This is a genomic window from Variovorax sp. 05N34, assembly GCF_056397405.1.
On sequence record NZ_JBFTNI010000002.1, the window covers coordinates 552,043 to 577,475 of the forward strand.

General features: G+C 64.6%; 25 protein-coding genes and 2 pseudogenes. 12 read left to right on the forward strand and 15 right to left on the reverse strand.

What is annotated here, in order from left to right; genetic code table 11:
- Window positions 1-5 precede the first annotated feature (5 nt).
- The 8 genes from AC1DMA_RS06930 to AC1DMA_RS06965 form a co-directional block, all read right to left on the reverse strand.
- On the reverse strand, window positions 6-791 hold the full coding sequence (locus AC1DMA_RS06930; RefSeq protein ID WP_478124382.1) for a DUF3313 domain-containing protein: 786 nt from the start codon (window positions 789-791) through the stop codon (window positions 6-8).
- A gap of 38 nt (window positions 792-829) precedes the next feature.
- Window positions 830-1,360: a hypothetical protein gene (locus AC1DMA_RS06935; protein WP_478143701.1), complete on the reverse strand. Its 531-nt coding sequence runs from the start codon at window positions 1,358-1,360 to the stop codon at window positions 830-832.
- 20 nt (window positions 1,361-1,380) lie between these two features.
- Window positions 1,381-1,812, reverse strand: coding sequence for a hypothetical protein (locus AC1DMA_RS06940; protein ID WP_478143702.1), 432 nt, complete (start codon window positions 1,810-1,812; stop codon window positions 1,381-1,383).
- A gap of 121 nt (window positions 1,813-1,933) precedes the next feature.
- A complete protein-coding gene (locus AC1DMA_RS06945; RefSeq protein ID WP_478143703.1) occupies window positions 1,934-2,545 on the reverse strand; it encodes a response regulator transcription factor in 612 nt (203 codons plus the stop codon).
- Between the two features lie 13 nt (window positions 2,546-2,558).
- Complete coding sequence (locus AC1DMA_RS06950; RefSeq protein WP_478143704.1) at window positions 2,559-4,451, reverse strand: GAF domain-containing sensor histidine kinase; 1,893 nt, start codon at window positions 4,449-4,451, stop codon at window positions 2,559-2,561.
- Window positions 4,452-4,544: 93 nt separating this feature from the next.
- The gene (locus AC1DMA_RS06955) at window positions 4,545-5,510 is read right to left on the reverse strand and encodes a tripartite tricarboxylate transporter substrate-binding protein (RefSeq protein ID WP_478124387.1); all 966 of its coding nucleotides are present in this window, start codon (window positions 5,508-5,510) and stop codon (window positions 4,545-4,547) included.
- Between the two features lie 57 nt (window positions 5,511-5,567).
- The gene (locus AC1DMA_RS06960; RefSeq protein WP_478143705.1) at window positions 5,568-5,978 is read right to left on the reverse strand and encodes a hypothetical protein; all 411 of its coding nucleotides are present in this window, start codon (window positions 5,976-5,978) and stop codon (window positions 5,568-5,570) included.
- A gap of 132 nt (window positions 5,979-6,110) precedes the next feature.
- A complete protein-coding gene (locus AC1DMA_RS06965) occupies window positions 6,111-7,034 on the reverse strand; it encodes a LysR family transcriptional regulator (protein WP_478143706.1) in 924 nt (307 codons plus the stop codon).
- Window positions 7,035-7,129: 95 nt separating this feature from the next.
- Here AC1DMA_RS06965 and AC1DMA_RS06970 point away from each other — a divergent pair, with 95 nt between their 5' ends.
- A complete protein-coding gene (locus AC1DMA_RS06970; protein ID WP_478143707.1) occupies window positions 7,130-8,170 on the forward strand; it encodes an SDR family oxidoreductase in 1,041 nt (346 codons plus the stop codon).
- Here AC1DMA_RS06970 and AC1DMA_RS06975 read toward each other — a convergent pair.
- Complete coding sequence (locus AC1DMA_RS06975) at window positions 8,116-9,036, reverse strand: protein NO VEIN domain-containing protein (RefSeq protein ID WP_478143708.1); 921 nt, start codon at window positions 9,034-9,036, stop codon at window positions 8,116-8,118. The two genes, AC1DMA_RS06970 and AC1DMA_RS06975, sit on opposite strands and share 55 nt — an antisense overlap.
- A 524-nt stretch (window positions 9,037-9,560) precedes the next feature.
- Here AC1DMA_RS06975 and AC1DMA_RS06980 point away from each other — a divergent pair.
- From AC1DMA_RS06980 to AC1DMA_RS06990, 3 genes are all read left to right on the forward strand, one after another.
- Complete coding sequence (locus AC1DMA_RS06980; protein WP_478143709.1) at window positions 9,561-10,070, forward strand: PH domain-containing protein; 510 nt, start codon at window positions 9,561-9,563, stop codon at window positions 10,068-10,070.
- Window positions 10,071-10,287: 217 nt separating this feature from the next.
- Window positions 10,288-11,373, forward strand: coding sequence for a carboxymuconolactone decarboxylase family protein (locus AC1DMA_RS06985; RefSeq protein ID WP_478124397.1), 1,086 nt, complete (start codon window positions 10,288-10,290; stop codon window positions 11,371-11,373).
- Window positions 11,373-12,152, forward strand: coding sequence for an adenylate/guanylate cyclase domain-containing protein (locus AC1DMA_RS06990; RefSeq protein ID WP_478143710.1), 780 nt, complete (start codon window positions 11,373-11,375; stop codon window positions 12,150-12,152). Before AC1DMA_RS06985 ends, AC1DMA_RS06990 begins: the two co-directional genes overlap by 1 nt.
- A gap of 19 nt (window positions 12,153-12,171) precedes the next feature.
- Here the strand turns inward: AC1DMA_RS06990 and AC1DMA_RS06995 are convergent, their stop codons facing one another.
- On the reverse strand, window positions 12,172-13,071 hold the full coding sequence (locus tag AC1DMA_RS06995) for a dienelactone hydrolase family protein (RefSeq protein WP_478143711.1): 900 nt from the start codon (window positions 13,069-13,071) through the stop codon (window positions 12,172-12,174).
- Window positions 12,975-13,771, reverse strand: a pseudogene (locus AC1DMA_RS07000) (type 1 glutamine amidotransferase domain-containing protein). Before AC1DMA_RS07000 ends, AC1DMA_RS06995 begins: the two are co-directional and overlap by 97 nt.
- A gap of 273 nt (window positions 13,772-14,044) precedes the next feature.
- Here AC1DMA_RS07000 and AC1DMA_RS07005 point away from each other — a divergent pair.
- From AC1DMA_RS07005 to AC1DMA_RS07035, 7 genes are all read left to right on the forward strand, one after another.
- The gene (locus AC1DMA_RS07005; RefSeq protein ID WP_478143712.1) at window positions 14,045-14,923 is read left to right on the forward strand and encodes a UDP-2,3-diacylglucosamine diphosphatase; all 879 of its coding nucleotides are present in this window, start codon (window positions 14,045-14,047) and stop codon (window positions 14,921-14,923) included.
- On the forward strand, window positions 14,920-16,131 hold the full coding sequence (locus tag AC1DMA_RS07010) for a glycosyltransferase (protein WP_478143713.1): 1,212 nt from the start codon (window positions 14,920-14,922) through the stop codon (window positions 16,129-16,131). Before AC1DMA_RS07005 ends, AC1DMA_RS07010 begins: the two co-directional genes overlap by 4 nt.
- Window positions 16,132-16,321: 190 nt before the next feature.
- Complete coding sequence (locus tag AC1DMA_RS07015; RefSeq protein ID WP_478143714.1) at window positions 16,322-16,663, forward strand: hypothetical protein; 342 nt, start codon at window positions 16,322-16,324, stop codon at window positions 16,661-16,663.
- 281 nt (window positions 16,664-16,944) lie between these two features.
- Window positions 16,945-17,103: a hypothetical protein gene (locus tag AC1DMA_RS07020; protein WP_478124404.1), complete on the forward strand. Its 159-nt coding sequence runs from the start codon at window positions 16,945-16,947 to the stop codon at window positions 17,101-17,103.
- A gap of 274 nt (window positions 17,104-17,377) precedes the next feature.
- A complete protein-coding gene (locus AC1DMA_RS07025) occupies window positions 17,378-18,817 on the forward strand; it encodes a metallophosphoesterase (protein WP_478143715.1) in 1,440 nt (479 codons plus the stop codon).
- Window positions 18,818-18,865: 48 nt separating this feature from the next.
- Window positions 18,866-19,435 carry a 5'-nucleotidase C-terminal domain-containing protein gene (locus tag AC1DMA_RS07030; protein WP_478143716.1) on the forward strand — a complete coding sequence of 190 codons (570 nt, stop codon included), beginning with the start codon at window positions 18,866-18,868 and terminating at the stop codon, window positions 19,433-19,435.
- 15 nt (window positions 19,436-19,450) lie between these two features.
- Complete coding sequence (locus AC1DMA_RS07035; RefSeq protein ID WP_478143717.1) at window positions 19,451-20,662, forward strand: tetratricopeptide repeat protein; 1,212 nt, start codon at window positions 19,451-19,453, stop codon at window positions 20,660-20,662.
- A 111-nt stretch (window positions 20,663-20,773) separates the two neighbouring features.
- Here AC1DMA_RS07035 and AC1DMA_RS07040 read toward each other — a convergent pair.
- Window positions 20,774-21,070, reverse strand: a pseudogene (locus AC1DMA_RS07040) (alpha/beta hydrolase domain-containing protein); the annotation flags it as partial.
- A gap of 89 nt (window positions 21,071-21,159) precedes the next feature.
- Here AC1DMA_RS07040 and AC1DMA_RS07045 point away from each other — a divergent pair.
- A complete protein-coding gene (locus tag AC1DMA_RS07045) occupies window positions 21,160-22,317 on the forward strand; it encodes a type 1 periplasmic-binding domain-containing protein (protein WP_478143718.1) in 1,158 nt (385 codons plus the stop codon).
- 260 nt (window positions 22,318-22,577) lie between these two features.
- On the opposite strand, the gene AC1DMA_RS07050 is transcribed toward AC1DMA_RS07045, so the two are convergent.
- The 3 genes from AC1DMA_RS07050 to AC1DMA_RS07060 all read right to left on the reverse strand — a co-directional run bounded on the left by AC1DMA_RS07050 (window position 22,578) and on the right by AC1DMA_RS07060 (window position 25,281).
- Window positions 22,578-22,985 (reverse strand): thiolase family protein, encoded by a 408-nt coding sequence (locus AC1DMA_RS07050; protein ID WP_478143719.1) that lies wholly within the window; start codon window positions 22,983-22,985, stop codon window positions 22,578-22,580.
- A gap of 42 nt (window positions 22,986-23,027) precedes the next feature.
- A complete protein-coding gene (locus AC1DMA_RS07055) occupies window positions 23,028-23,165 on the reverse strand; it encodes a hypothetical protein (RefSeq protein WP_478143720.1) in 138 nt (45 codons plus the stop codon).
- 145 nt (window positions 23,166-23,310) lie between these two features.
- On the reverse strand, window positions 23,311-25,281 hold the full coding sequence (locus tag AC1DMA_RS07060) for a hypothetical protein (RefSeq protein WP_478143721.1): 1,971 nt from the start codon (window positions 25,279-25,281) through the stop codon (window positions 23,311-23,313).
- Between the last annotated feature and the right edge of the window lie 152 nt (window positions 25,282-25,433).

Here is a 25,433-nt window from a genome sequence, read left to right on the forward strand (position 1 = left end):
GAAGATCAGGCTCCAGCGCGCAACTCCGAAAACCTGCGCGCAAAGGCCGCCGACCACTTGTTGAAGGCGTCCTGAGCATACGTCCAACTCTGGAACGAGCTGGCGTAGCCATCAAGCCATGCTTTTGCCGCGGTCGTTGCGCCGCTGTTCAGGTCGGCCGCGTACTTCAGGCCGATCTCCGTGTCGGCGCATTCACCCAGCACCGCGCCGGTGGCGCCGTCGCGGAACTGCGCCTCGAGACCGGTCTGGCCCATGTAGGGCGTCGACCCGACGGGGCGGCCAGTGGTCGAGCCCGATCCGATTTCCGCCACGAAGCCATAGGGCACCGCAGTGCCTGCGAGGCTCTTGGCGGTGTTGGTGGGCACCAACGCCGTCAATGCCAGCCGGACACGAATGACGCCTGGCCCCGCCGTGTCCACGATCTTCACGTCACGTCCCAGATCGCGCACGAGCGCGCCATGGAAATAGTCCAGCAGCGTCTTGAGATCGCTTGGGTCGATGGGGCGCTGGTCAGGTGTGGGCTGGATGTAGACCTGGATGCGCTCGATCATGGCCTTGTCGTAGCGCTTCCAGTCCACACCGGGCTGGCGCCAGCAGAGCAAACCGCCGGTCGCGGCCACTGCCTTGAGCCGGCCCGGCTCGCTCAGGAAGCCGACATCCCGGACCTTGTCCTTCGAATTCTCGGAGGCCACGACGTCGGCGCCTGTGCTGGGCGAGGCGCAGCCGGCAAGCTGGCCGGCACAGATCACGATACACGCCAGCGAAGCGGCGGAGAAGAGAGACACTTTCATGGGAGTTCCTGTTGACTGTCGAGGGAAGATCAGGCCGGCTACGGCCCAGGTACCAGAATGGCCGCCCGAAGCTCGTTGTAGCGGGCGACAAAATTGACCAGCACGCTCGCGGTCCATGCAAACGCGAAGATGCCGGACATCGCGATGATCGGCGCCACGATGCGCCAGGTGCGCGGCAGCGAGAAGGGCTCGCCGAGTGCCGTATAGCAGTTGGCTGCAAAGTAGGTCGCGCTCGCCCAGTTGCCGACGATGTTGCCGAAGAAGAGCGCCGCCGCCCAGACGACCACCTCCGCCAGGTGCAGCACCAGCATCATCATCACCATGGCGGCAAACAGCAGGTCCGCGCGCCATAGCGACACATGCATGCGGATGACTTGCGAGCGCTTGAGAAACGAGTTGGTGATGACGCGTATCCAGAACGCGTGGAACATGATCACCACGACCAGCACGCAACCTCCGAACATGATGTCGGGCAGCGGCAGGGCCTGCGTCAGTGCGTTCGACAGCTCCGACGTGGCTGTCGTCAGCGCACCGGGGAGCAAGTCCGGGTCGATCTTGGTGTCGCTCATGTTCGGCTCGGCGCTCGCTGTCAAAGCGTCTCCGCGCAGGCGCGCCGCACTGCCGCGCACAGTTGTCTCACGCTGGCTGGCCTTTCGAGAAAATCGGTCGCCTCCAGCCTCGCGATGTCCACCGCCGTGCGAAACGCGGTGTGCGGCCCCAGCACGATGACCGGCAGGGTGGCGCCCGAACTCCTGAGCTCGCGCACCAGCCGCAGTGTCGCCGCTTCGTCTTCGTCGGCCGAGACGATCAGGCAATGTCCCGGGCCGCGCGGCATCTTGGCGAGCTGTCCGCGCACATCGTGGAGGAAGACCAGCGAGTCCACCCAGCGCACGAGCGCGGACTCGATCCATGCGCGATCGTGCGGATCGAGGACGAGGACATACACGTGTGCAGGCATCAATTCCGACAAGCCGGCACTCATCACGATGGGAATCACCACGCCAGCGTATGGCGGCGGCATGCCCGTCGGTGCCCACTGGATCGGCCCTTTCCTGTGCCCATGGTGACCGCCCGCACCCGGGCAGTCCATCCCGGTGAGCACGCAGAGCCACGTACGTAGCGAGCGGCCGCAGCCGCCTGCGCTATTCCAGCGAGCCTTGGAGATTCAGGCGCAGCAGCTCGGTGATCGAGCCGACGCCGAGCTTTTCGAGCAGGCGGCTGCGGTGCTGTTCGACCGTGCGATGGCTGATCGCGAGTTCCTTCGCGATCACCTTGCTGGGCAGCCCCTGGAGCGCCAGCGTCATGACTTCCCGCTCGCGCGGGCTCAGTGCCGCGACGCGGCTCGCCAACGCCTGCTGCGTGTCGCCGCTGTAGGTGCGCGGGGCCGCGTTGCGGCGCAGCGCTTCGTCGATGGCGTCGAGCAACTGTTGTTCGCGGTAGGGCTTCTGCACGAAGTCCACCGCACCTTCCTTGACGGCCTTGACGGCCATCGCGATGTCGCCGTGGCCGCTGATGAAGACGATCGGGATGGTGGCGCCCATCGTGCGGAGCCGCTCCTGAAGTGCCAGGCCGCTCATGCGCGCCATGCGCACGTCCAGCACCAGGCAGCCAGGCCGCGCGCAATCGAAGCTCTCCAGGAAATCGAGCGCCGAGGCGAAGGTCTCGGTGGGCAGGCCGACCGAACTCACGAGCTCCTGCACCGAGTCCCGGTAGCCTTCGTCGTCGTCGATGATGAATACCGTCGGTTCTGCCATGTCGTCGATCTTGTCAATCCGCATGAGAAGCGGTGGGAATGGTGAATCGGAAAAGAGCGCCGCCGCGCGGATTGTGCGCGGCCCAGAGCATGCCGCCGTGCGCTTCCATCAGCTTTCGGCAGATCGCGAGTCCGACGCCCAGGCCACTGGCCTTGGTCGAATAGAAGGACTCGAAGATCCGCTCCAGATCACCTTCGGCAATGCCGCTGCCGGTATCGGCGACCTCGACCTGAACCTCGTCCCGCTGGTTGAGCGCAATCGAAATGTTGATCACGCGCTCGCCACCGCCCTGCTCGATGGCCTCCATCGCATTGCGAAGCAGGTTCAGCACGACCTGCTGCAGATGGATCTCGTCCACCGTGATGCGGGGCAGTCCGCTGTCGGCCAACAAGCGGATCTCGATTTCGCGCAGATCGCAATCCATCTTCACCATGCCGACGCATTCGGAGACAGCGCGTTCGATCTCGATCAGCTTCAGGTCGAGCTCGTGCCGCTGCACCATGCTGCGCATGCGCGTGACCACGTCGCCGGCACGGGTGGCCTGTCCAACCACCTTGTCGAGCAGTTCGGTCACCCGCGCCAAATCAGGCGCGGGCTCACCCGCACGCCGGCGTGCCGCCAGCGCATAGTTCTCGATCGCGCCGAGCGGTTGGGTGATCTCGTGCGCGAGCGCTACCGACATCTCGCCCGCCGTATGCACCCGGACCAGGTGGGCCAGCCGCTCGCGCCAGTGCGCTGCCTCGACCTCTGCGGCGAGCTTGCGGCGTTCGGCCGTGTCCCGGGCATGAAGGCTGCCGAACACTTCGGCGAGCAGACTGACGCCGGGCATCAACGCGTCCGGCCATTCGTGTTCGAGCTGTGTGCTCGCGATGGACAAGGCGCCCGCGATCCGGCCCGATACCGAGATGGGCACCACGAGCAATGAACGGACTCTGGAGGCCTGCAACGCGATGCGATCGCCCTCGGCGTCACGCGGAAGATCGCTGACCCGGGCCAGCCGCACGATGTTCCCCATGGCCAGTCGCTGCATGATCCAGGGGAGATCCGGTGTGTCGCCCAGCGCCAGTGGTGGCGCGAATTCATCCTCTTCCCAGCGCTGGACCGAACGGAAGGTCGCCTCGCCCGCCATGCGGTCCCAAAGTGAAACCCGCTCGGCGCCCATGAACTGTCCGATCTGCCGCAGGCCGATTCCGATGGCGGCATCCGTCTGGCCTGGATCGGCCAGCACCAGGGATGCCAGGATGCAGCTTGCCAGCCTTTCGAAGCCGATGGCATTGTCAAGCTGGTCCTGGGTGCGTTTGCGTGCAATGGCACTGCCGAAGATATTCGCCAGCAGTCGCATGCGGCCGAGAAGGTCGGCCGACCACCTGCGCTCGTTGCGCACGCAGCCAAAACTCAGGCCGCCATGCAGTTCGCCCGCCACGATGATGGGCATCGTCACGTGCGACTTGAGGCGAATGCTGCGGTAGTTCTCCTTGTCCACGCTGGCCTCGGGCGGGAGATCGTCCAGTCGCTCGAAAACGACGGGCTTGTTGGCCATCGCCATCTTCAACGCCCAGGGACTGACCTCGCGCGCCGCGAGGCTCATGGGCACCGGCTCGATACCCTCCACGGCGTACGAGTGGGTGACCTCGATGCGGCCGGTCAAGGGAAAGACCCGCGCGAGCGTGGAACGATCGATGCCGAGCGTCGAGACGATGAGCGCCAGGCTGTCCTGGATGGCCCCATCGATCTCCTGCGGAGGCAGCGCGATGAATGTCGCCGACAAGTCGGAGAGCAGCCGCTCGAAGCGCAGCGGATCGTGTACTGAAGGCGGAAGCGGCTCTTGCACCTTGCCCGCTAGCGAATCGGAAACGAGCCGGATGGCTGCCGGTGGGGGACAGGCATCGGAGGGGCGCACGGCCATTAACGACGTCCAGTTGTGTCGGGCCGCCCATGCTAGCGAGCGTCTTGTCCTACGGCAATAGACCTTTCGGGCAATGGTGCGGCTGCGCCGGATTCAGTCGGCGTGAAAGCCCGCTGCCTTGATGACTGGCTGCCAGCGGGCAATATCGCTCGCCAAGGCGGCCGCGAGTTCGCCGGGGCCCGTTCCGGTCGGTTCGAGGCCCAGTTCGGCCAGCCTGGCGCTTGCCTGCGGCGAATGCACGATGTTCGCGAACATCGATGACCATTGATCGACAAGTTTCCTCGGGGTCCCGGCAGGGGCGAAGACGCCGACCCAGCCGGTGGCCTGCACGGTCGGAAAGCCCTGTTCGGCAAAGGTCGGTACTTCGGGCAATTGCGCCAGGCGCTTCGGGCCGGACACCGCGATGATGCGGAACCTGTGCGCACGATGCATCTCGATCAGGTCGGAAATCGTCGAGATGCCGGCGGGGATGCGACCCGCGATGAGGTCGACCGTCATGGGCCCCGCGCCCTTGTAGGCCACGTGCATCATCTCGATGCCCGCCGCTTGCGCCATCATCATCCCGAGGAAATGCGGCAGGCTTCCCGCCGCGCCGGTGCCGAAGAACGCTTGCGAGGGATGTTCCCTGGCCCACGCCACGAACCCGGCAACCGACGTGGCGGGGTGGTCGTTGGGCACCGCGAGCGCCAGGCTGTAGGTGGCGATTTGCGATACGGGCGCGAAGTCGCGCACCGGGTCGTAACGGACGTCCTTGAAGATCAGCGGCGCCAGCACCGGCACCACGAAGGGAAACAAGGCGATCGTTCTGCCGTCGGGCGCGGCGTTCTTGACCATCATCGCGCCGATGCGGCCGCTCGCACCGGGCTTTTCCTCGACATAGACGTGGGCGCCGTATTCGGCGTTGGCTCGTTCGGCCAGATACAGCGCGACCGCGGTGCCGGAGCCGCCTTCGAAAGGCATGACCAACCGGGTCGGCACGCCGTCGTCCGCACGCGCAGGCCCTGCGAGCCAGATGCCCAGCGACAAACAAAAGACCTTGAGGACCCTGGCCAGGCGCATGGCCGCTCCTTCAGCAACGCGCCCGTCCGGCGGACGACCTCGCGCGAAGCTGCGATGCTAGCGCGCAAATCCGATAAAGCCCGGTCCGCCCCATCCGCCCCAGCCACCCCAATCCATGTCCATCTGGTTGATCTGCGCCGCCTCGAGGTTGTTGTTGCTGAGCTGCTTCGCCACGCGCAGCTTCTGGTACTGCTGGTATTCCGCAGGGCCGCCCACATAGACCAGGTTGTTCATCGAATCGGGGATCACGTAGTACATCTTGCCCTGGTAGTTGACAGGTGAGACCTGGTCCTTGGGCAGTTTGGCGAGCATGGCGCGCTGCTCCGGCTTCACGGGCGTCACGACCTTGAAACCCGACGCAATGGCCAGGTTGTCGTTGTTGAGTGCGTTCGTGCTGCAGCCAGCGGCCAGCGCGATCAGGGCAGCGGCCGCAAAGCGCTTGAGCGATGTCACGGAGAGAAGGGTCATGATGGTCACCGGGTTGTCGGCTCGTTATTGGCCCTGCAGATCATGGAATGCCAGGGGCCGCTGCGTAATCCGGGCGCCCACGTAGCAAACACGTACGGGGCGGGGGCGCGAAGAGGGGGGATGGGATCGGCCCTAAGGCATTGGGCCGGCCTGGCGCGGCGCGGCCGTGTATTCCTGCATGCCGTCGGCCAGCGCGTCGAAAGTGGCGCGGCACCGGGGGCTGCCGCGTAAATCCTCGTGCATCGTCACCCAGGTTTCGAGATGAAGCGAATACGCTTTCGCCAGCACACGCCGCAGCGAAGCGTCGCGCCTGGCCAGCGGGACCTGACAAAAGCCGATTCCCGCGCCGCAGCGAATGAGCGCCAGCTGGGCGAGATCGCTGTCCGTGCGCAGCGAGAAGCCGTCGCGACGCAAGCCCGGCAGGGTCTTGCCGACGCGCCGGATGAAATCGGTCGGTTGGTCATATCCGATGAGCGAATGGTTCTCCAGGTCGCGCGCATTGCGCGGCGTGCCCTGGCGGCTCAGGTACTCCTTGGTCGCATGCAGGCCAAGTTCGATTCGTGCAACGCGACGCGCCACGAGCTGCTCCTGCCTCGGAGGCGTCATGCGAACGGCAATGTCCGCCTCTCGCCGCAGCAGATCCTGCACCCGATTGGTCAGCACCAGTTCGACCTTCAGGTCGGGGTGGCGCTCGCGCAGTCGGGCAACGATGGGCGGCAACACCTCCACGCCGATCACATCGCTGGCCGACACGCGCACCACCCCGCGCACCCCTTCGCCCTGGCTGGAGGCTGCGCGCGCCAGGGAGGCGGCCGTGCTTTCCATCGCTTCGGCATAGGAGCGGAGCGCCAGTGCCAGTTCTGTCGGCATCAGGCCGAGCTGGGAGCGCGTGAACAAGACGACACCCAGCGCCTTCTCGAGCGCCGCAACGTGGCGGCCGACAGTGGGCTGCGTGATGCCGAGTGCGCGCGCCGCTCCGGACAACGAGCCTTCCTTCAGCACGCCAAGGAACGACCGATAGAGCTCCCATCCGATTTCCTGAGTCTTCAGAGTCATACATAAATGTATAGCGGCACATCCGTTCTCGGCAATTTCAATTGAGCGGATCAAAGCCAAGAATCCATGCATCGGCAACAAACGGAGTGAATCCCATGAGCGGCAGCAGCAAGACGGTTCTGGTTCTCGGCGCCACCGGCGGCATTGGCGGTGAGCTTGCCCGCCAACTGAAGGAAGAGGGCTGGCACGTCCGCGCACTCACGCGCCGCGCCGAACAAGCCTTGGAGCACAAGGATGGCTTCACATGGTTGCGGGGCGATGCGCTGAATCCGCAGGACGTCGCCCGGGCCGCGAAGGGCTGTGCGGTCATCGTGCATGCGGTCAATCCGCCGGGCTACCGCCGGTGGTCGGAATGGGTCTTGCCGATGCTGGACAACACCATCGCGGCGGCCATCGCGGAAGGCGCGACGATCGTGCTGCCGGGTACGGTCTACAACTTCGGGCCCGATGCGTTCCCGGTGCTGCATGAAGACTCGCCGCAGCGCCCGTCGACCCGCAAGGGCGCGATCCGCGTCGAAATGGAACAGCGCCTGCGCAAGGCGAGCCAGGAGGGCGCGCGCGTGCTGATCGTTCGCGCCGGTGATTTCTTCGGGCCGAAGGCGGCCAACAACTGGTTTTCGCAGGGCCTCGTCAAGCCGGGACAGCCGGTCAAGTCCGTGAGCGACCCCGGCCGGCGCGGCGTCGGCCATCAATGGTCATACCTGCCCGACGTGGCACGAGTCGTGGTCGAGCTGTTGGCACGCCGGCATGCGCTCGATGCCTTCGCCAGCTTTCACATGGCCGGTCACTGGGACGCGGACGGCACGCAGATGAGCGGCGCCATCCAGCGCGTCGTCATGCGGCGCACCGGCATGGCGCCGCGCGTCTCGGCCTTTCCCTGGTGGCTGCTGGACTTGGCGTCGCCATTCGTGAGCGCCTTCCGGGAAATGCGCGAGATGCGCTACCTGTGGCGAACGCCCGTGCGAATGGACAACGCGCGACTGGTCGCGGCGCTCGGCCGCGAGCCGCACACACCGCTCGACCAGGCGGTCGAAGCCACGCTGGTCGGCATCGGCAGCCTGCCCGCCAGCAGCCCGGCTAGTTATTCGAGCAGGGGCTCGAGCCCGGGCGCGCTGTCGATCTCGGAAGGCTTGTAGAGCTTGTGCTGCGCTGCGGGACTCGTGGCGTCCGTGACCACCACCAGGCGCCACGGGTCGCCCCGCTTCGCGCCCGCGCGCTCTTCGCTCGTCAGCTGGAAGCTGGTCATGCCTGGCACGGTGCCCTTGACGGCCAGCTTGAGCAGGGTGTTGCCCTTCTTGTCGGACACCTCGATGTCGTAGCCGAGCTTCTGGCTCGTGACGTTCTCGGCCTTGTAGCCGTAGCCTCCGAAATGGCGCGTCAGATAGTCCAACGCCGCTGCCTGGACTTCTTCCCGCGATGCCTGGCCCGAGGAACCCTCCGGCTCCGGGGCCACTGCGGGAAGGCTGCCGCGCGCTCGCGCCGCCTGGATCTCTTCGTCCGTCGGTTGCCATCCCCGCTCGCCGCGAACGAGGACCGCGAACTTCTGATCGGCATTCCACGAGGCGATATGCCACTCTTCATCGTCCGGCACCCGGGTGGAGACCCTGGCGGCCCTGTCAGTCTCGATGTCGAGAATGGCGACGCGGTTCGTCTGAAGAACCGCCCTCAGCCCTTGTCCTGCGTCGAGCGTGCGCTTGAGCAGGGTGAGCCGGTCGTTGGCGCGCTGCATCTGCAATGCGCTGCGTTCGCCGCCGCCGATCCGGTGATGGGTGTCGAGCGACTCGAGATAGAACCACCGCCCGCCGACGCCGACACTGACGAATTCAGCCCAGATCGTGGCGATCACGTTGTCGCCCGTGGCCAGCCAGGCGTGGTCGGATGCCTTGTCGCGGGCCTCGAAGACGCCCATTTTGGCGATGATTTCGACGGGCGTCCGCTTTTCGCCTCTCAGGCGCTTTTCATTGATGACCGCAAGTACTGCGGGGTCGACTTCTTTGTCCATACGGAAGGGTTTTCAACACAGTTGTGATCGCTTCGAGTATGCCGTGGAGCCATCGCCCACACGGCGGGCGTGCCGCTTCGCTGATTTGCTCGGCCGCGCAAGCTACTTGTGCGGCGGAAGCGTTTGAGAACGCGGTGGCGTCAACGAGTAGAGCGCCGAAGTCCTATGCAATCGTCATGGAATGGTGTCGTTGCATTTCGAACACGGAGTAGGCGTGCTTCCTGGGGACCATTTGCCTATTGGGTCTATCCGGAAGCAGCAAAAACATCCCTGTTGGTTCTAATTGGCTAATACCAAATGCCAAATCCCAACAAGCGAATGTTTGAATAGAACTAAATAGCCGCGCCTTCGGCAGTTACTTATTTGCGGACATTGCCGGCCTTTGGTTGCGTGCCATCTCCGATTGGCAGAACATTGAGAGTAATCCGCGGCGCGGGATTCCGGTAGCGTCCCGGCGCGAAGTCGTCGCCACCATTCAAAATATGGCGCTGCGTGCAGCAGCACTCTACTGAGCGAAGGTCTACATGCAATTGCAAGACGTGGGTGTGAAGCCCTTTGGAATCTTGTTTGCGATTCTTGCCATTGGGCCGATCGTGGCGGGCATGGTTCTCCAGCGCCAGGCGGGTAGCGCCAACCATTTTGCATTTTGGGGAATTCTTGCCATCGGAATCCTGGTGTTCGGCGCGGTCGGGTGTGCGATGTTGAATCGGAGCGTGACGATTCAGGACGCCGTCCTCACTGTGAAGTCGACCTTCTATGCAACCAGCGTACCGTTGCCCACGATCACGAATGTCCAGACGATAGTTGGGGGTTCGAAAGATGACTTGGTCGGCTTACGCGTCAACGGAGTCGGACTTCCGGGCTTTCGCTCCGGATGGTTCAAGTCCCGAAGCGGTGGCCGCTTGTTCGTGGACCGTTTAGCTGGCGACTACCTGCTGATATCCGTGGATGGCAAACCGAGGCTCGCGCTTGAGTTTTCCAACCATCAAGCGGCCGCGAAAACACTAGCGGCCGCGATAAGCGATGAGCAATAGGAGCCCGGATGAGGCGTGAGCTGGGTGGCTTGGCCACGCGAGCGATTTCCGTGGTTGCGTAGGCGGCCCGTGACGCGGAGCAAGTCATGCGCGTACAGTCCCGGTCACAGACGCGAGAACCCTGCCCCGATGGAAATGAAGGACCGAGGCCGCTCGCATTGGTTAGCGCAGGGCCAATCGCCGAGGACCCCAATCACGAGCCGACAGGAGCGCGCCCATGGCAGTCTTGCTGAGCGAAATCCAGTGGAGCGAACCGCTGCTGCCGACGGCGCACGACGCCGAGTGGGAAGCCGAGCTCAAGCGCCGCGGCGCGCAGGTGCTCGAAGTCGACCGACGGGTTGCGCCCAGCCGCTGGCTGCGCGAGGCGGCCTACCAGGCGACGAGCTATGTGCCGGCGGTGTTGCCCGAACGGCTGTACCGCATGGGCAGCATGGTGACGGCGCAGGAAAACGCGTGCCGCTACTGTTATGGCGCGAACCGCGCCTACATGAAGGTGCTGGGGTATTCGGAGTCTTTCATCCAGAAGGTCGAACGCGACGTGCAGACGGCCGAGCTGGACGAAAAGGAGCGCGCCTACATCGCCTTCTGCCGCAGCCTGGCTCGATCCAGGCCCCGGCCTGCCGCGGCCGAGCGGGCGAAGCTGCTGGCGCTTGGCTATACGCCGGTGCAGGTCGGCGAGATCGCCTTCTCGATCTCGTTCGGCTGCTTCTTCAACCGGGTCAGCACCTTGCTGGCGTGCCCGCCGGAGCAAAAATTCGAACGCATGGCGGCCGGGCCTTTCCGTTGGATGCTGCCGCTCATGATGGCGGCGATGAAGAAGTTCGGACCCGCCAAGCCTGCCGATGCCGTGCCGGGCCCATCCGAGTTGGCCAAGGGCCCCTTCGGCGCGGTGGTGGCGCCGCTTGCCGGTCTGCCCGCGGGCGGCGTCATGAAGGCGGCGCTCGACGGCTCCTTCGACTCCGGCGTGCTCAGTCGCGATGCCAAGGCGCTGATGTTCGCGGTGATCGCGCGCACGCTCGGGTGCCCGCATTGCGAGGCGGCGGGTACACGGTTGCTGCGCGACCAGGGCCTGAGCCAGACGGAAATCGAAACCGCCATGGCAACGCTGCGTTGCCCCCGGCTGGCGCCGCGCGAAGCCAGTCTGCTGGCCTGGGCGCGAGACACGGTGTATTACGAGCCTTCGTCCATTCAGAAAAAGACGCGCGCCCTCGGCGCCCAGCTGGGCACGGACGCGCTGCTGGACGCCATCGGAGTGGCATCCCTGGCCAACGGAACCGTTCGCCTGGCGATGTTGCTCGAGTGATGGCGCTGACCTGGGTCCTTGGGGCTGGCGTCGTCATCGCACTTTCGGCCTTTGCGGTGCTCGTGCTGCGGGCCAGGCGGCAGAACGAGCAGCTCGAAAAGCTGCTGCTGGCGGCCGACGACAAGCTGGAGCAGCTGCAGCGCCAGTTCGAGCGCTTCGTGCCGGCTGACGTGGTCGAGCGGCTCACCCGCGCCGGCGACGCTTTCGCGCCCGAACGGCGTCAGGTCACGATGTTGTTTGCCGATCTGCGCGGCTTCACGGCGTTTTGCGATCGGCTCGATCCCGCCGTGACGGTGAAGATCCTGAACGACTATTTCCGGCACATGACGGCAGCGATCACCCATCATCACGGCCACGTCACTGAATTCGTGGGCGATGGCTTGCTGGCCCTGTTCGGCGCCATGGAGTCCAACCCGTGGCAGGCACGGGACGCCGTGCTCGCTGCCTTGGACATGCGTGCGGAATTGGCGCGCTACAACGCGATCCTGCGTGAGCAGGGACTGCCTGAATTGCGCTTCGGCATCGGCATCCACGGCGGCGAGGTGGTTGCCGGTGTGATCGGCACTGCGGGGCTTTCGAAGTTCAGCGTCACGGGCGACCCGATCAATGTCGCGTCGCGGGTGGAGGGGCTGACCAGCAAGTTCGAAGTCGATCTGCTGGTCACCGAGGACATCCGCCGCGTCGTCGACGACCAGGTGCGCCTGCGGGCCATGCCGCCGGCGATGGTCAAGGGCAAGGCGGAGCCGATCCAGACTTATTTCGTGGAGGGTGAAGCGTGAAGCTTTCTGGCGCTCCGGGCTATTCGCCAGCGAGCTGCGTCTTCAGGAAAGCGACCGTGCGCGACCAGGCGAGCTTGGCTGCGGCCTCGTCGTATCGCGGCGTGGTGTCGTTGTTGAAGCCGTGCTGCGTGCCGGGATACTGATAGGCTGTGAACTGCACGCCGGCGGCACGCAAGGCGGCTTCATAGGCTGGCCATGCGGCGTTGATCCGCTCGTCGACTTCGGCGCGCTGGATGAGCAGCGGCGCCTTGACTTTCGCGGCCTCCGACGGCGCGGGCGTATTGCCGTAGAACGGAACGGCGGCATTGAGATCGGGCAGCCTGACCGCGAGCTGGTGGACGATGCCGCCGCCGTAGCAAAAGCCGACCGCGCCGAGCTTGCCGCTGGCATCGGGACGCGTTCGAAGCCACGCCGCAGCAGCAAGGAAATCATTCAGCGCATGCGTCTGGTCCAGCTTGGCGAATGCTTCGCGCGCCTTGTCTTCATCGCCGGGATAGCCGCCGAGCGGCGTCAGTGCGTCCGGCGCAAAGGCCATGAAACCGTCGAGCGCCAGCCGCCTAGCAATGTCCTCGATGTGCGGATTGAGTCCGCGGTTTTCATGAATGACGAGCACTGCCGGCAGGCGCTTGTCACCAGCCGCCGCCGGGCGCGCCAGATAGCCCTTGACCGTGCCGCTGCCCGAGGGCGAGGGATAGCTCACCCGTTCGGTCTTGAGTCGTGAATCGCCGGGGCTGATTTGCTGTCCGGCCGCAAAGTCGGGGCTCAGCGCGGCCAGCAAGGTCGTCGCCGCAATTCCCGCCTTGGCAAATTTCTGCGCTTGGCTCAGGAAGGAACGCCGGTCGAGATCGCCATGCACATAGGCATCGAAGAGGATGAGCAGTTCCTGGTCGAAATCACGAGCTGTAAGACGAGAGGGCATGGCGCAGTGCATTGGAGAAACGAGTCTTGCAGCATAGCGCCGAACGCCGTGCCGGCCTTCGGCCCTTCGTTGCTGTTCGGGCTCGGCGAAGGCACCATCCTCCCCATCGTTCCCAGTGCGCGCACGAACGGCACCATGTCCTGTGGTCCGCGGCTGGTGAGCCAGTTGCCGTCCTGCACAACCGTCTCGTCCACCCAGGTCGCGCCCGCGTTGACCATGTCATCGCGCACGCCCGGCCAGGACGTCATGCGCCGGCCCGAGTGAGTCCGGCAGAGGCCAGCAGCCAGGGCCCGTGGCACCGGGTCGCGATGGGCTTGCCAGTGGCGTCGAACTTGCGCACGAACTCGCGCGTCTCCGCCGATTGGCGCAGGAGGTCGGGGTTGATGAAGCCGCCGGGGATCAACAGGGCGTCGTAGTCTTCTATCGCGACTTCCGAGAGTGTGTAGTCCACCTTCACCCGGCTCGCCGGCTCGTGAAGGTTCACCCCGTGGATGCGTCCGTGGCGAAGGGAGATGATGTCGACGTCCGCGCCCGCTGCTCGCATGGCCGTGACGGGCACGGTCAGTTCGACCTTCTCGAACCCGTCCGCGGCGAGCACCGCGATACGTCTTCCCAGGTCGACCGCATCCTCATAGGAGCCCGTTGCGCTCATTTGCACTCCTTTGGAACGGAAAAGAAAATCTGAGCGCGCCGCGCGCATCCGGTGTGGGACGAGGACGCTGACTGGGCAGGAAGTTTCAAGGGCCCCTGCGTTCGCGCAGACGCGGCGTATGCTGGATCTCGTACGGGAGACAAGGAGACCGCACCATCTTCTTTATCCCGACCGGGGCATGCAGCGTCTAGACGGCGTACGACACGGATGAGCAGCGGAGCGCGACGCGGTCGAGAGCGTCCGCGGCATCTGGCGGCATGTCTTTGCTGCGTCACGCGAGTGCCACTTCCTGGTCACTTGCGGGTGCGAAGCTGTGTGTCCATGCAACGCGACGACGCTTTTTTGCGTGCATGGCACGCCAATGCTCCTCCACTGATTGATCCGGACGAGGGGGATGCGACGCGGCCTCTCCAGCGTTTTCGCACGCTGTGGATCTCGGACCTGCACCTCGGAACCCCGGGCTGCCAGGCGACTGCACTGCTCGACTTTCTCAAGCACACTGATTGCGAGACCCTCTTCCTGGTCGGCGACATCATCGACGGCTGGCAACTGCGCCGTCACTGGTACTGGCCGCAGACGCACAACGACGTTGTCCAGAAGTTGCTGCGCAAGGCGCGCAAGGGCACACGCGTGATCTTCATTCCGGGAAACCACGACGAGTTCGCGCGCAAGTATCTCCACCACAATTTCGGCGGCATCGACGTGGCGGACGAATGGATCCACGAGACAGCGGACGGCCGCAAGCTCTGGGTCATGCATGGCGACCTTTTCGATGGTGTCATCCAGTGCGCCAAGTGGCTGGCGCATGTGGGGGATTCACTGTACGAGTTCACGCTGCGGCTCAATCGTCATCTGAATTCGTTGCGCGCACGAATGGGCCTGCCGTACTGGTCGCTTTCCAAGTACCTGAAGCAGAAAGTGAAGCGTGCGGTCAGCTATGTCGGTGATTTTGAGACCGCGGTCGCGCGCGAAGCGCGACGCCTTGGTGTGCAGGGCGTCGTCTGCGGCCATATCCATCACGCTGAACTGCGGGACATCGACGGCATTCTGTACGCCAACGACGGCGACTGGGTCGAGAGCCTCACCGCCCTCGCCGAGCACACTGACGGGACGCTTGAAATCCTCTATTGGGCCGGCCAATTGCCCGTGGCCACCCAAGCCGGACGGCCAGCTTTCCGGTCCGAGCCGGCAAGCGTATGACCGGCGTCAAGCTTCCACGATCGGGAACGCGTAGGACGGTCGACCTCGTTTACTTCAATGCGGGCGGGGGCCATCGGGCTTCGGCGCTGGCGCTCTCGGCGGCCATTCAGCGCGCGGGTCTGCCATGGACGGTGCGCCTGGTCAACCTGCGCGAGATGCTCGATCCCGGCGACAGCTTCCGCAAGCTCACCGGCATGGACCCGGAGGACATCTACAACAAGCGGCTCGCGCGCGGATGGACGCTGGGGCTCTCGCACGAACTCAAGCTGCTGCAAGGTCTGATTCGACTTGCGCATGCAGGCCTCGTCCGCATCCTGCAACGGCATTGGCTCGTCATGGAGCCGGACATGGTGGTATCGCTCATCCCGAACTTCAACCGTTCGCTGTGCGAGTCGCTGAGGTCCACGCTCCCGGGCGTACCGTATGTGACGGTCCTCACCGACCTTGCCGACCATCCGCCTGCTTTCTGGATGGAGAAGGATCTGCCGCAGCATCTCGTGTGCGGTAGCCCCAAAGCCGTTCAGCAAGCCCGCGCCGCCGGCTGCGCCGAGGCGCGCATTCACGCGACCTCCGGCATGCTGTTGCGAGCGGCCTTTCATGATGCACCGCGGATCGATCGCAACGCCGAGCGAGCCGCTTGCGGGCTCGATCCCGATCGCCTGACGGGGATCGTGCTCTTCGGCGGTCAAGGCTCGAAGGCCATGCTGACGATCGCACGGCGGTTGCCGGACATGCAGCTCATCTTTGCGTGCGGGCACAACGCGAAGCTGGCGCAGGCCCTGCGTGCGCTGCCGTCACGCGCGCCGCGATTGGTGCTGGGATTCACGCCGGACGTGGCACGCTACATGCAGCTTGCGGACTTCTTCATCGGCAAGCCAGGACCTGGAAGCCTCAGCGAGGCGGTGCAGATGCACTTGCCAGTGATCGTCGCGCGAAACCGAGCAACGCTTCCGCAGGAGCGCTACAACGTCCAATGGCTGAGGGAGCAGGGCCTGGGAGTGGTGTGCAGCAGCTTTACGCAGATCGACAAGGCGGTCGAATGCCTGATGGCCGGGCTGGATGGCTATCGAGAGGCGACTCGGCGGATGCAGAATCGCGCAATCTTCGAAGTGCCTTGCATCCTGGAGCGCATCATGTTCGAAGCGGGAAGGGCGGTGCGAGGGCAGCACGGAGTAGCTCTGCCACCACTGAAGGAAGTTCTTGGTTAAGCCCCTTGGCATTGATCGCCCTTGCGCCGCCGCCAGACAGAGTTGCTCGCAAGCGATAGAACCTCGATATTCGTGAACCAGTTGCCGAGTCAGCGCTTTCGATGTATTGCGCCAAGACGCACCGAAGCCTAGTCTTCGCTCAAGGTCCTCGATTTTTCTTTTTCCAAGAACCATTTACGCACGAAGCCTCATGTTGGCCGCATTGCTCATCCTTCTGTTGCTGGCGGGTTGGGAACTCCAACTCCAGTTCCGAATGGCAAGCGCCGTGCGTATCCGAGCGAAGCGCACGGGCGTGTTCATGATAGAGGTGAGGCGACGCGTTTCAATGCAGCGCGTGCCTGACCATGTGTCGGAGTTTCCAATGCCACGAGAGGAGCGCATGCTGGTCCGTCGACTCTTCGGTCTTGTGCTCTGGCACGAGGAAATCAGCGTGGCGCTTCCAAATGCCGCCTGTGAGCATCTCGCGGACATCACGCCACACGAATTCGATCGTCAGTTCCCGAGCCGGCTGCGCCTCGGAAGCCCCACCTGACTTCGCAATAAAACGTCAACCTTCGATCGCTGATCCAGATAGTCCAGATCGCGCACTGGGCTCGTCGGAGGCAGAGGCGTCCGGATAAGTTCTGCGTTGCGCCATGCTTCGAAGTCCAAGATCTGCAGCGCAGAAAGGGTCCCGTGTGGAGGTTTGGTGACCGACCCCACGGCAGGCTTGGGCTTTGATGCTTGTTCATCGCAGAGCCACAGGTGGCCGCTAGCCTTTGACGCATGGCGCCGCAATGGGGTAGCGCTCCAGGCCATGGAAGGCAAACCATCATGAACACACCGATTTCGAAGATTCTTGCGGTCACCGCGGTCGCGTGGCTGCTCGGGCCTGCTAGCCCGCGACTCTTCGGCGGCCGTCTCGGCCTGGAGCGAGATCAAGGACGGGTCCGGCAAGACGATCGGGTACAAGTGATGCCGGCGCTGGGGTGATGCTCGATCAAACGATCAACCGATCAAACGATCAAGCCCCTCTGTTGCTCTCTAAGACAATGACATCTGCCTGACCTGATGGGACGGGTCGAAGAGCTTCGCCTTTCCCGCGTAGTACCGGTCGATGCGCCACTCTTCGAGGATCTTCATCGCGAGTTGAATGCGTCGATGTCCTCGCAACATCGGGACGATGGCGCTCGGTTTCACCGTGCCGTCACCACACGGTCACCTTTGGACTCGATAGTTTGCGATCCAAAGGCCCGGAGGGAACCCCATGTCGAAACTTCGCTTCTCGCTGGTCTGCGCCCTGTCGTTGATGGCGCCATGTTTGGCACTGACGATCACCACGGCTCACGCGCAGCCCGATGCGAGATCCCGCAATTCCTATAGTGCCGACCGGGACGGGGGCCGCGACAATGAGCGTGATCGCGGAGGCGATCGTGATCACGACCATGACCGAGACAACGACCACCACGGTCGGCCGCCCGAGCCGATCAAGGTCAAGATCATCGGGTTCAATGACTACCACGGCAACCTGCAGACACCGGGCACCTTCGGCGTCAACACGCTGGTGCCGGCAGCCGAGCGCCCGGCGGTCGGCGGAGCCGAATACCTCGCCGCATACGTTGCGCGGATGAAGGCGCAGAACCTCAACAACGTGGTGGTGGGGGCGGGCGACTTCATCGGTGCGTCGCCCCTGATCTCGGCTCTGTTCTTCGACGAGCCCGCAGTCGAGACGCTCAACAGGATCGGCGTCGAGTTCAACGCCGTCGGCAATCACGAGTTCGACAAGGGTTTGGTCGAACTCCGGCGGCTGCAATCGGGCGGGTGCAAGACGACCGGTGGCATGCCCGATCCGAACAGCTGCAAGGGACTGGGCTCGAATGCGCCGGGTACGTTTGACGGTGCTCGCTTCAAGTGGCTGTCGGCCAACGTCATCGAGACGGCGACCGGGCGCACGCCGTTTCCCGCCTATGGCATCAAGACCTTCCAGGGCGCGAAGATCGCCTTTATCGGGATGACGCTGAAGGGCACGCCGAGCATCGTGACGCCGACCGGCGTCGCCGGTCTCGAGTTTCGCGATGAGGCGCAGACCGTCAATGCCCTGATCCCGCGGCTGCGCGCACAGGGCGTCGATGCGATCGTGGTGCTCGTCCACCAGGGAGGCTTCCAGACCAGCCCCAACGTCGGGGACATCAACGGCTGTGATGGCAACCTGAAGAACGCCGACGGTACCGATTCCGACATCGCCAGGATCGTGAAGGGTCTCGGCAACGAGGTCGACCTGGTCATCAGCGGCCACACGCATGCCGCCTACAACTGCTCCGCCAACACGGTCGAGGTGAAGGGCGTCACCGGCGCGCCGGTCAGCATGCCGCGGCCGACGGGGCTGCCCAACCGTGCAGGCCGCCTGGTCCCCGTCACGAGCGCGAGCGCCTTCGGTCGTGTGCTGACAGACATCGACCTGACCCTGCACCCGCGTACCCACAAAGTGCTGGCGGTGTCGGCCACGAACCGCCTGGTCGACCGCACCGACCCCGCCATCAACAATGCTATTGCGAGTGACCCGAGCGTCCGGAACATCGTCGACGGATACAACACGCTCGTGTCGCCGCTGTCCAACCAGGTCATCAGCACGATCACGTCGGCCCTGCCGAACACCGCGAATGCGGCCGGTGAGATGCCCGCAGGGAGCCTGATCGCCGACGCGTAACTGCAGGCTACGCAACCGGCATCGCTCGGTGGCGCGGTCGTCGCGTTCATGAATGCCGGCGGCGTGCGCAGCCCGGGCTTCGTGAATGCGGCCGGGACCTACCCGTACGACGTGACCTATGGCAATGGCTTCACCGTGCAGCCCTTCGGGAACAGCCTGGTGACCATAACGCTGACGGGGCAGCAGATCAAGGATCTGCTGGAGCAGCAATTCACTGGCTGCATGGGACAGACTGCACAGCGTGTGATGCAGGTGTCGAACGGTCTGAAGTACTCCTGGAGCGCCGGCGCGCCGGCCTGCTCCAAGATCGTGAACCTGGTGCTGACGCCCACCGACGTGACCGTGACGCCGCCCATTGCGACCGGTGCGCCAGACAATATCGTGGTCAATGGCGTCGTCCAGAACCCGGCCAAGACCTATCGGGTCACCGTCAACAACTTCATGGCCACCGGCGGCGACGGCTTCACGGTTCTGCTTGGCGGCACCAACTCGCTCGGCGGTGCCCAGGACATCGATGCGCTGACGGCCTACTTGAACGGCGGCTACAAGGCGCCCAGGCCCGCTTACGATCCGACGCTGCCCGCACTGGCGATTCCGAGGATCACGCAGCTCCCCTGACGGCGATCGAGATTGATGCGCGCGGTCCGGACCCTTGCAATGGCGGTGCTCGCGTTGAGCCTGCAGGGTATGCAGAGCCTCGCACAGCAGGCCCCCGCGAACAACTCCTGGCCTCACTCGGCGGCGGCGATCACGGACTTCCGGGTGAACGACCCCATGATGATGGCGGCCCGCTCCGCGCTGCTAGACCGCGCCGAAGCGCAACTCGCCCGCGGCGAAGTCGTCGAGGCCACCGACACCTTCGAGCGCGCGGCCATGATGCTGCACGCGCCCGATACCGAGATGGGCCTTGTCCGTGCCTACATGCAGGCCGGGCAGTACCGGCGGGCACTTTCCTTCTGTGCCCATGTGAGCGGCGCTCACCTTGAATCCGGCGCTGCGGGCGCGTTGTACGCCTGGCTGCTCAGCGCAGGGGGACAGAGGCAATTTGCGACGCGCGTGCTCACGGAAACGCGCGAGCGCCTGCCAGGAGATCCCGTCGGGCTCGAAGTCGCCCGAGCCTTCGCGTCTGCGGCCCCCGTCGCGACGGGCCTCTTGGTGCAGTCGCCGCAGCGCATGGCACCGCAGGCCGTGTCGGAGCGCGGCGCGCCGACCCTTCCGAATTCGGTCCGCGTGGTTTCGAGTGGCGTGCTGGTCGCCAATGGGACGATGGCGCTGGTACCCAGCACAGCCGTGGAGCCTGCGAGCAGCGAGGCCGTCCGGGTCCGCAACGGCATGGGGCTGATAACGCAAGCGCATGCGGATGTCGCGCAGCCCCTCGCGTCGCGCGGCGTCACGGTGCTGCGCCTTGACGTTGCACTACCGGTCGAGGGGATCCCGGCCGTGGCGCCGCGGGATCCGTTCGCGGGGAGCGCAAGTTTCGCATTCGCCTATGCGGCACAGGAGAGCGCGCAGCCTGCATGGCCTTGGCTGAGTCAAGGCTTCTTTGGCAGTTTTCTGGGTCGCGATGGCTATCGAAAGCTCGGCATCGGAATAGTTGGCAGTTACGGCGGACCGGTTCTCGACGCTGCAGGGCGGCTTGCAGGGATGGTGCTGGAGGGTCGCGGGGAAGAGCCCGCGATGCTGTCCGCTTCGCACTGGCTCGACTTTTTTCCGGTGTCGGCGCCAGCTGTCGTCTCGGCCTCGTCGTCGGTGGGCGCTGCTGAAAGGCAAATCGGCGCCATACCCGCCGATGAGGCCTACGAGTACGGAATGCGCATTGCGCTTCAGGTGCTCATGCCTCGCTGAGTCAGGCATACCTTTTTCGCGCTCCGCAATCGATGGCGTGCATGTTGCCTTGTGCTCACCGGCGCGGGCCGGCCGAGCCGATCAGCGGAGATCGCCGAGCCGTTTTCCAAGTCAAGGCAGAACCGGTGTCGCCGCTGCCGCAGCGATTGCTGCATCGGCATCCGCGCGCAGCATGAAGCGCTTCGCCACCAGGTCGTTGGCTGCAGAGGTCACGGCCGCCACGTAACCGGCTTGGTCGATACGCCCCGGGACGTTCGTGACGTTCCAGCCGGTGTTGGTGCCCAGCGGCACGGCCACATCGAGGCTGCGGATGCCGGCCAGGTCGTTGCCGTCGGCGTCGACCTGTGGCACCAGGATCGCGTAGTCGCGTCCCAGGTAGGCGGGCGGCACCTGCGTCGCGATACCAGCGCTGAAAGCGTGACGCGATCGTGACATAGTTCACGTCCACGCAGGCCTGTGTCGTTGAATCGACATATTGCATCCGCAGGATGCGCCCGATGAATTCGTCCATAACAGTCCATCATCGGCGGCGCTTCCTCCGCAGCGCGGCTGGAATCGCCAGCCTTGCCGCTCTTTCCACGCCCGTTTCATTCGTCCATGCGCAGTCGCGACCGCTCGATGTCAGCGCCTTGCGGGTGACCCAGTTGCTCGACATGTCGCCAGACCAGCAGCAGTTGTCACGCGACTATTCGACCGGACTTCGCCTGGCCTTCGCCGAACTGAAGAAATCGAAGGTGCCGGTGCCGCAACTCGCCACTGTCGAGACCGATGGCACGAACGCGGCGGTCCGCAGCGCTTTGCAGGACGTCAGGAATGACCCGGCTCAGGTCGCCATCTTGGGCGCGGTAGGCGAGGAGCTGGCGCTTTCGAGCCTTGCCGAATCCGCGCAGTTGGGCATGGACATTGCGCATGTCGCGCCCTGGCTTGCGGACTCGCGGATGGATGGGGATCCACGCCTGTTCGCGCTTTTCGCCTCGCGCGAAGATCAGGTCCGCCATGTACTCAAGGCGCTCGCGGTGGCTGGCGTGAGCGAACTCGGGGTCGTTTACCCGAACCCGCGTCACGCACAGGCGATGCACGGCGGGATGGCCGCCATGGCGAGCCGCCTGAAAGTGAATACGCGCGACATCGTCGTGCCGCCCGACCAGGACGTCGCCGGTTTCGCCTCGCGTCTGCCGGCGAGCGCACCGTTCTACCTTTTGTTCATGGGTGGCAGCATCGAACTGTCGCTGTTCACGCAGGGACTCAGCAAGCGCGGCATGCAGCGCTACATGGTGTGCCTGTCGGACAGCGACACAAATACATTCATGCAGTTGAACCCCGGGAAGTCGGTACCGGTGATATTCACCGACGTGGTTCCAAACCCACTCACCAGCAAGTTGCCCGTGGTCCTCGCATACCGGGCGGCCCTGCAGCGTCTGTTTGACGAGGCGCCGTCGCCGGTGAGCCTGGCCGGCTATTTGGCAGGGCGCTACACGGCGACGGTACTCGCGGGGGTCGGCGCCAATCCGACGCGCGCACGCGTGCTTGCGGAATTCCAGCGTCGACGCCCACTCGAGCTCGATGGCTGGCACCTCGCTTTCAACCAAGCTGGGCGCGCGAGCGAATTCGTGAGCCAGACACTGCTCAACGGAAACGGCAACTTCGTCGGTTGAGCCTCACAGAACCTCGACGGATCGCTCGGGCGGTGCTTAAATCGCCGCCTGAGATGCTCTGCCGCCGCGGCGCCTTACCGTATCTGCGGCAGGGCAAGAGCTTCTCTGCGCCATCGGCATTCTGGTGGGCGTCGGCTTCTACTTGCCGGCCGTGGGATTGACTGCACTCTTCGTCTTTTCAGTCTCTGTTCTTCCGAAGATTGAGCAAATGCTCCCCGCCCATGGCGCATTGGCAGGGAATCTGCGGTTTCGCGAAGGGGTCAGGCCTCGGGCCGAAGAGATCCACCGGTTCCTGGAAAAGCGCGGTCTGAGAATTCCTGCGGAAAGCCTGGCCATTGACTTCGACGGCAAGCGCTACGAACTCCAGTGCGTGATCTTCGCACCGCCTGCATCGAGGAGCCGCAGAAGCGGTTTACGGTCATGCCGCCCACGGTCTCCGGCAAGCCCGCGAGAAGGCCGACGATGCGCGCCAGGTTGTTCCCCTGTGCGGCCTCGGGGTAGGCGCAGCCAAGGATCACATCCTCCAGCAGTGCCGGGTCGAGATCGGTGCGCTTCAGCAGGCCTTGCACGACCTGCGCGGCCAAGGTGTCGGGCCGTACCTCGGCCAGGCGGCCCTTGCGGGCAAAGTGAAAGGGCGAACGTGCATAAGCGGCGATGACGGCTTTCATGGTGTGTTTTCCTCGTGGCTGATGAAGGGATTGCTCAGCGGCCTATCTCAAGAGCGAAGCCGTGCAGAGGACAACGCCGGCGATCGAGAACGTTGCCAACAGGCACGGCAGGATGAAGAGCGCGGCGCCGAAGTCTTCGTAGCCGTCGGCGTCGTCGATCGCGCCAGCGTGCGGTCCCAAGCCTTTGCCGCTTCGCGCGGGCGCGGACTTTCCCTGTGAGTAGGCCAACTCAAGGCAAAGAAGCCGGGGCTCGTGTCCCGGCTTTTTTTTGTTGAAGGGGATCTGTCCCCACACGAGTAGGGAGCAAACAGGAGCCTTGCGCGCCTCAGGGCACGTTCGCCGTTGAGATCTGGAAAGGTTTGCCGGGCATCGACAGGGCGCCCCCGTACTCGGCGATGCTGCCGTTGATCGCATTGACCGGGCACCCCTTGGGCGCGGGGCAAGCGCCGCCGTCCGCGAAGACGACGGGCCCATAGCGATAGTTGCGCACGGCCTTTCCCGCGTAGTCGGCCACGCTCACTACGTGATTGCCGTTGGCGAAATTGTCGGCCTCTTCGACTGCGACGAGATCCGTCAGCAGGTTGTGCTTGATCGTGCGAACGACGCTGCCGGTGTTGCCGTCCTTCGAGAAGCGCACCCAAGAGATCCGGTTGTCGCCGCGCGAGCCGACGATCACCTGCTGGTTGATGGGTTCGCCGTCCCACTTGCCCGGTTCGCCCTTCGACGTGGCCAGGGACGTCGGATTGCGGCCGATGCCGGTCACCGTGCCGACTTCGGCCATGGCATCCGCATCGGCTTTCGGCGTGGCGACCACGGCACCCGGCGCAAAGCCGCCCAGGCTGTAGATGTGCAGCGTGCCGTCCTGCGTGGCAATCCAGGCGCGCTGATTGCTGCCGAAGATGGTCGTCTTCACGGCGGTGGGCCGGGCGCCGAGCGATACCGTCTTGATCACCTCCGGCATCTGCGAGGGCACGTGCTCGAAGGCGAAGGGCCACTGGTTGGGTGCGCGTCCGAGATTCGATGTGCTGACGACGTTGGGGCTGAAGTACGTGTCGTTGAAGTAGCTGAAGAGTGGCCTCAGATCGATGAAGGCCGCTTTCTGCTCCGACTTCGATATCACCACGGCCACGCCGCCCTTGGCGTAGCGGTCGTAGTTGGGTCCGCCGCGAACGAAGCTCGCCCAATGCTTGTGCAGGGGCGAGTGGTCGGAGCCCATGAAGATGCCGCCCCCCTGCACCGTGCTGAACTGGTCCAGGCCGGTGGTGACCGCAATCTCGGTTGGCGCCGTCATCCCGGGCAAATCGACATAGCCCAGTACCTTCATGAAGGCGATGTTGCCCATGTTGGGCAAGCCTGGGTAGACGCCGATCCAGTCGTTCCACCAGTTGTGCCAGGCTGCGTAGGAGCGGCCGTCCGCCTTGTGCTCGGCGGCATTCATTGCGTCGCAGCCGTCGCACAAGCCGGCGAGCGCCACCACGGCGACCTGGCCTTTCATCGCTGCGGTGTCCCAGACGGTGACCAGTGCGAATTCGTTGCCGTTGGTCACGGCGACGCCGGTCGGCACCTTGTTGGGCGCGAGCCTGGCGGTGGCGTTGTTGCTCGCCGTGTTGCTGCCCACTGCGCCGAGCACGCCGTTCTGGAAAGCGACCACGGCTTCCGCGCAGAAGCCGGTGCGGCCGGAGCAGCGTCCGATGGCGACCGGATTTCCGCTGGTGATGCCGGCCGCCTTGTAGTTCATGACATTGGGCGTGTCGATGCCTTGCCCTGCCTGGTAGATCTGCCACGGAAGCTGGGGCAGTTGGGCAAACACGTTGTACATGTAGGCGGAAACCTGGAGCAGGCTGACCCCGACCCGTTGCGATGGATCGTCCGCCACGAAGATCGCGTTGGCCTGGTTTGTGGAGAAGGGGCCCGCGTCGGCCGTCACCGGCCCGCCAACGGACCAGTAGAACGGGAGGTTCTGCGCCGGCTCGGTGAGCCGCGTGTCCTCCCGCTTCGCAAGGGCAGGCCCGGTGTTGGCCGTGCCGTAGGCCTGCGCGTCCGGCCCATAGCGGTAGGCGATGCCCGCGTCGCTGCTGAGCTGGCCCGCCATCTGGACATACGAATTCTTGATCACCGCCAGTTTGGAATCGACGATGTCGCTACTTCCGTGCGCAGCGCGCGGGGGAGCCTGAGTCTTCGGGGTTGCCGCGGTCGCTGGTGCCTTGGGCTGGGCATAGGCGCTTCCACAGAGACAGAGCGCGAATGCACTGGACTCCAGCAGGAGCACAAGCCAACGTGAAGAGAGTTTTTTCATGAAACCTCGGGTCAGGATCAATGAATACGATGTGGACGATTCCGGACAATAAGCGCTGTCCTACGCGCGGCTGCGAAAACTTCTGAACAGCCCCTGGTCACCGGGGCATATGGTGCGTCGACGATTTCGGCACGCAAACGCACGCCGGAGTT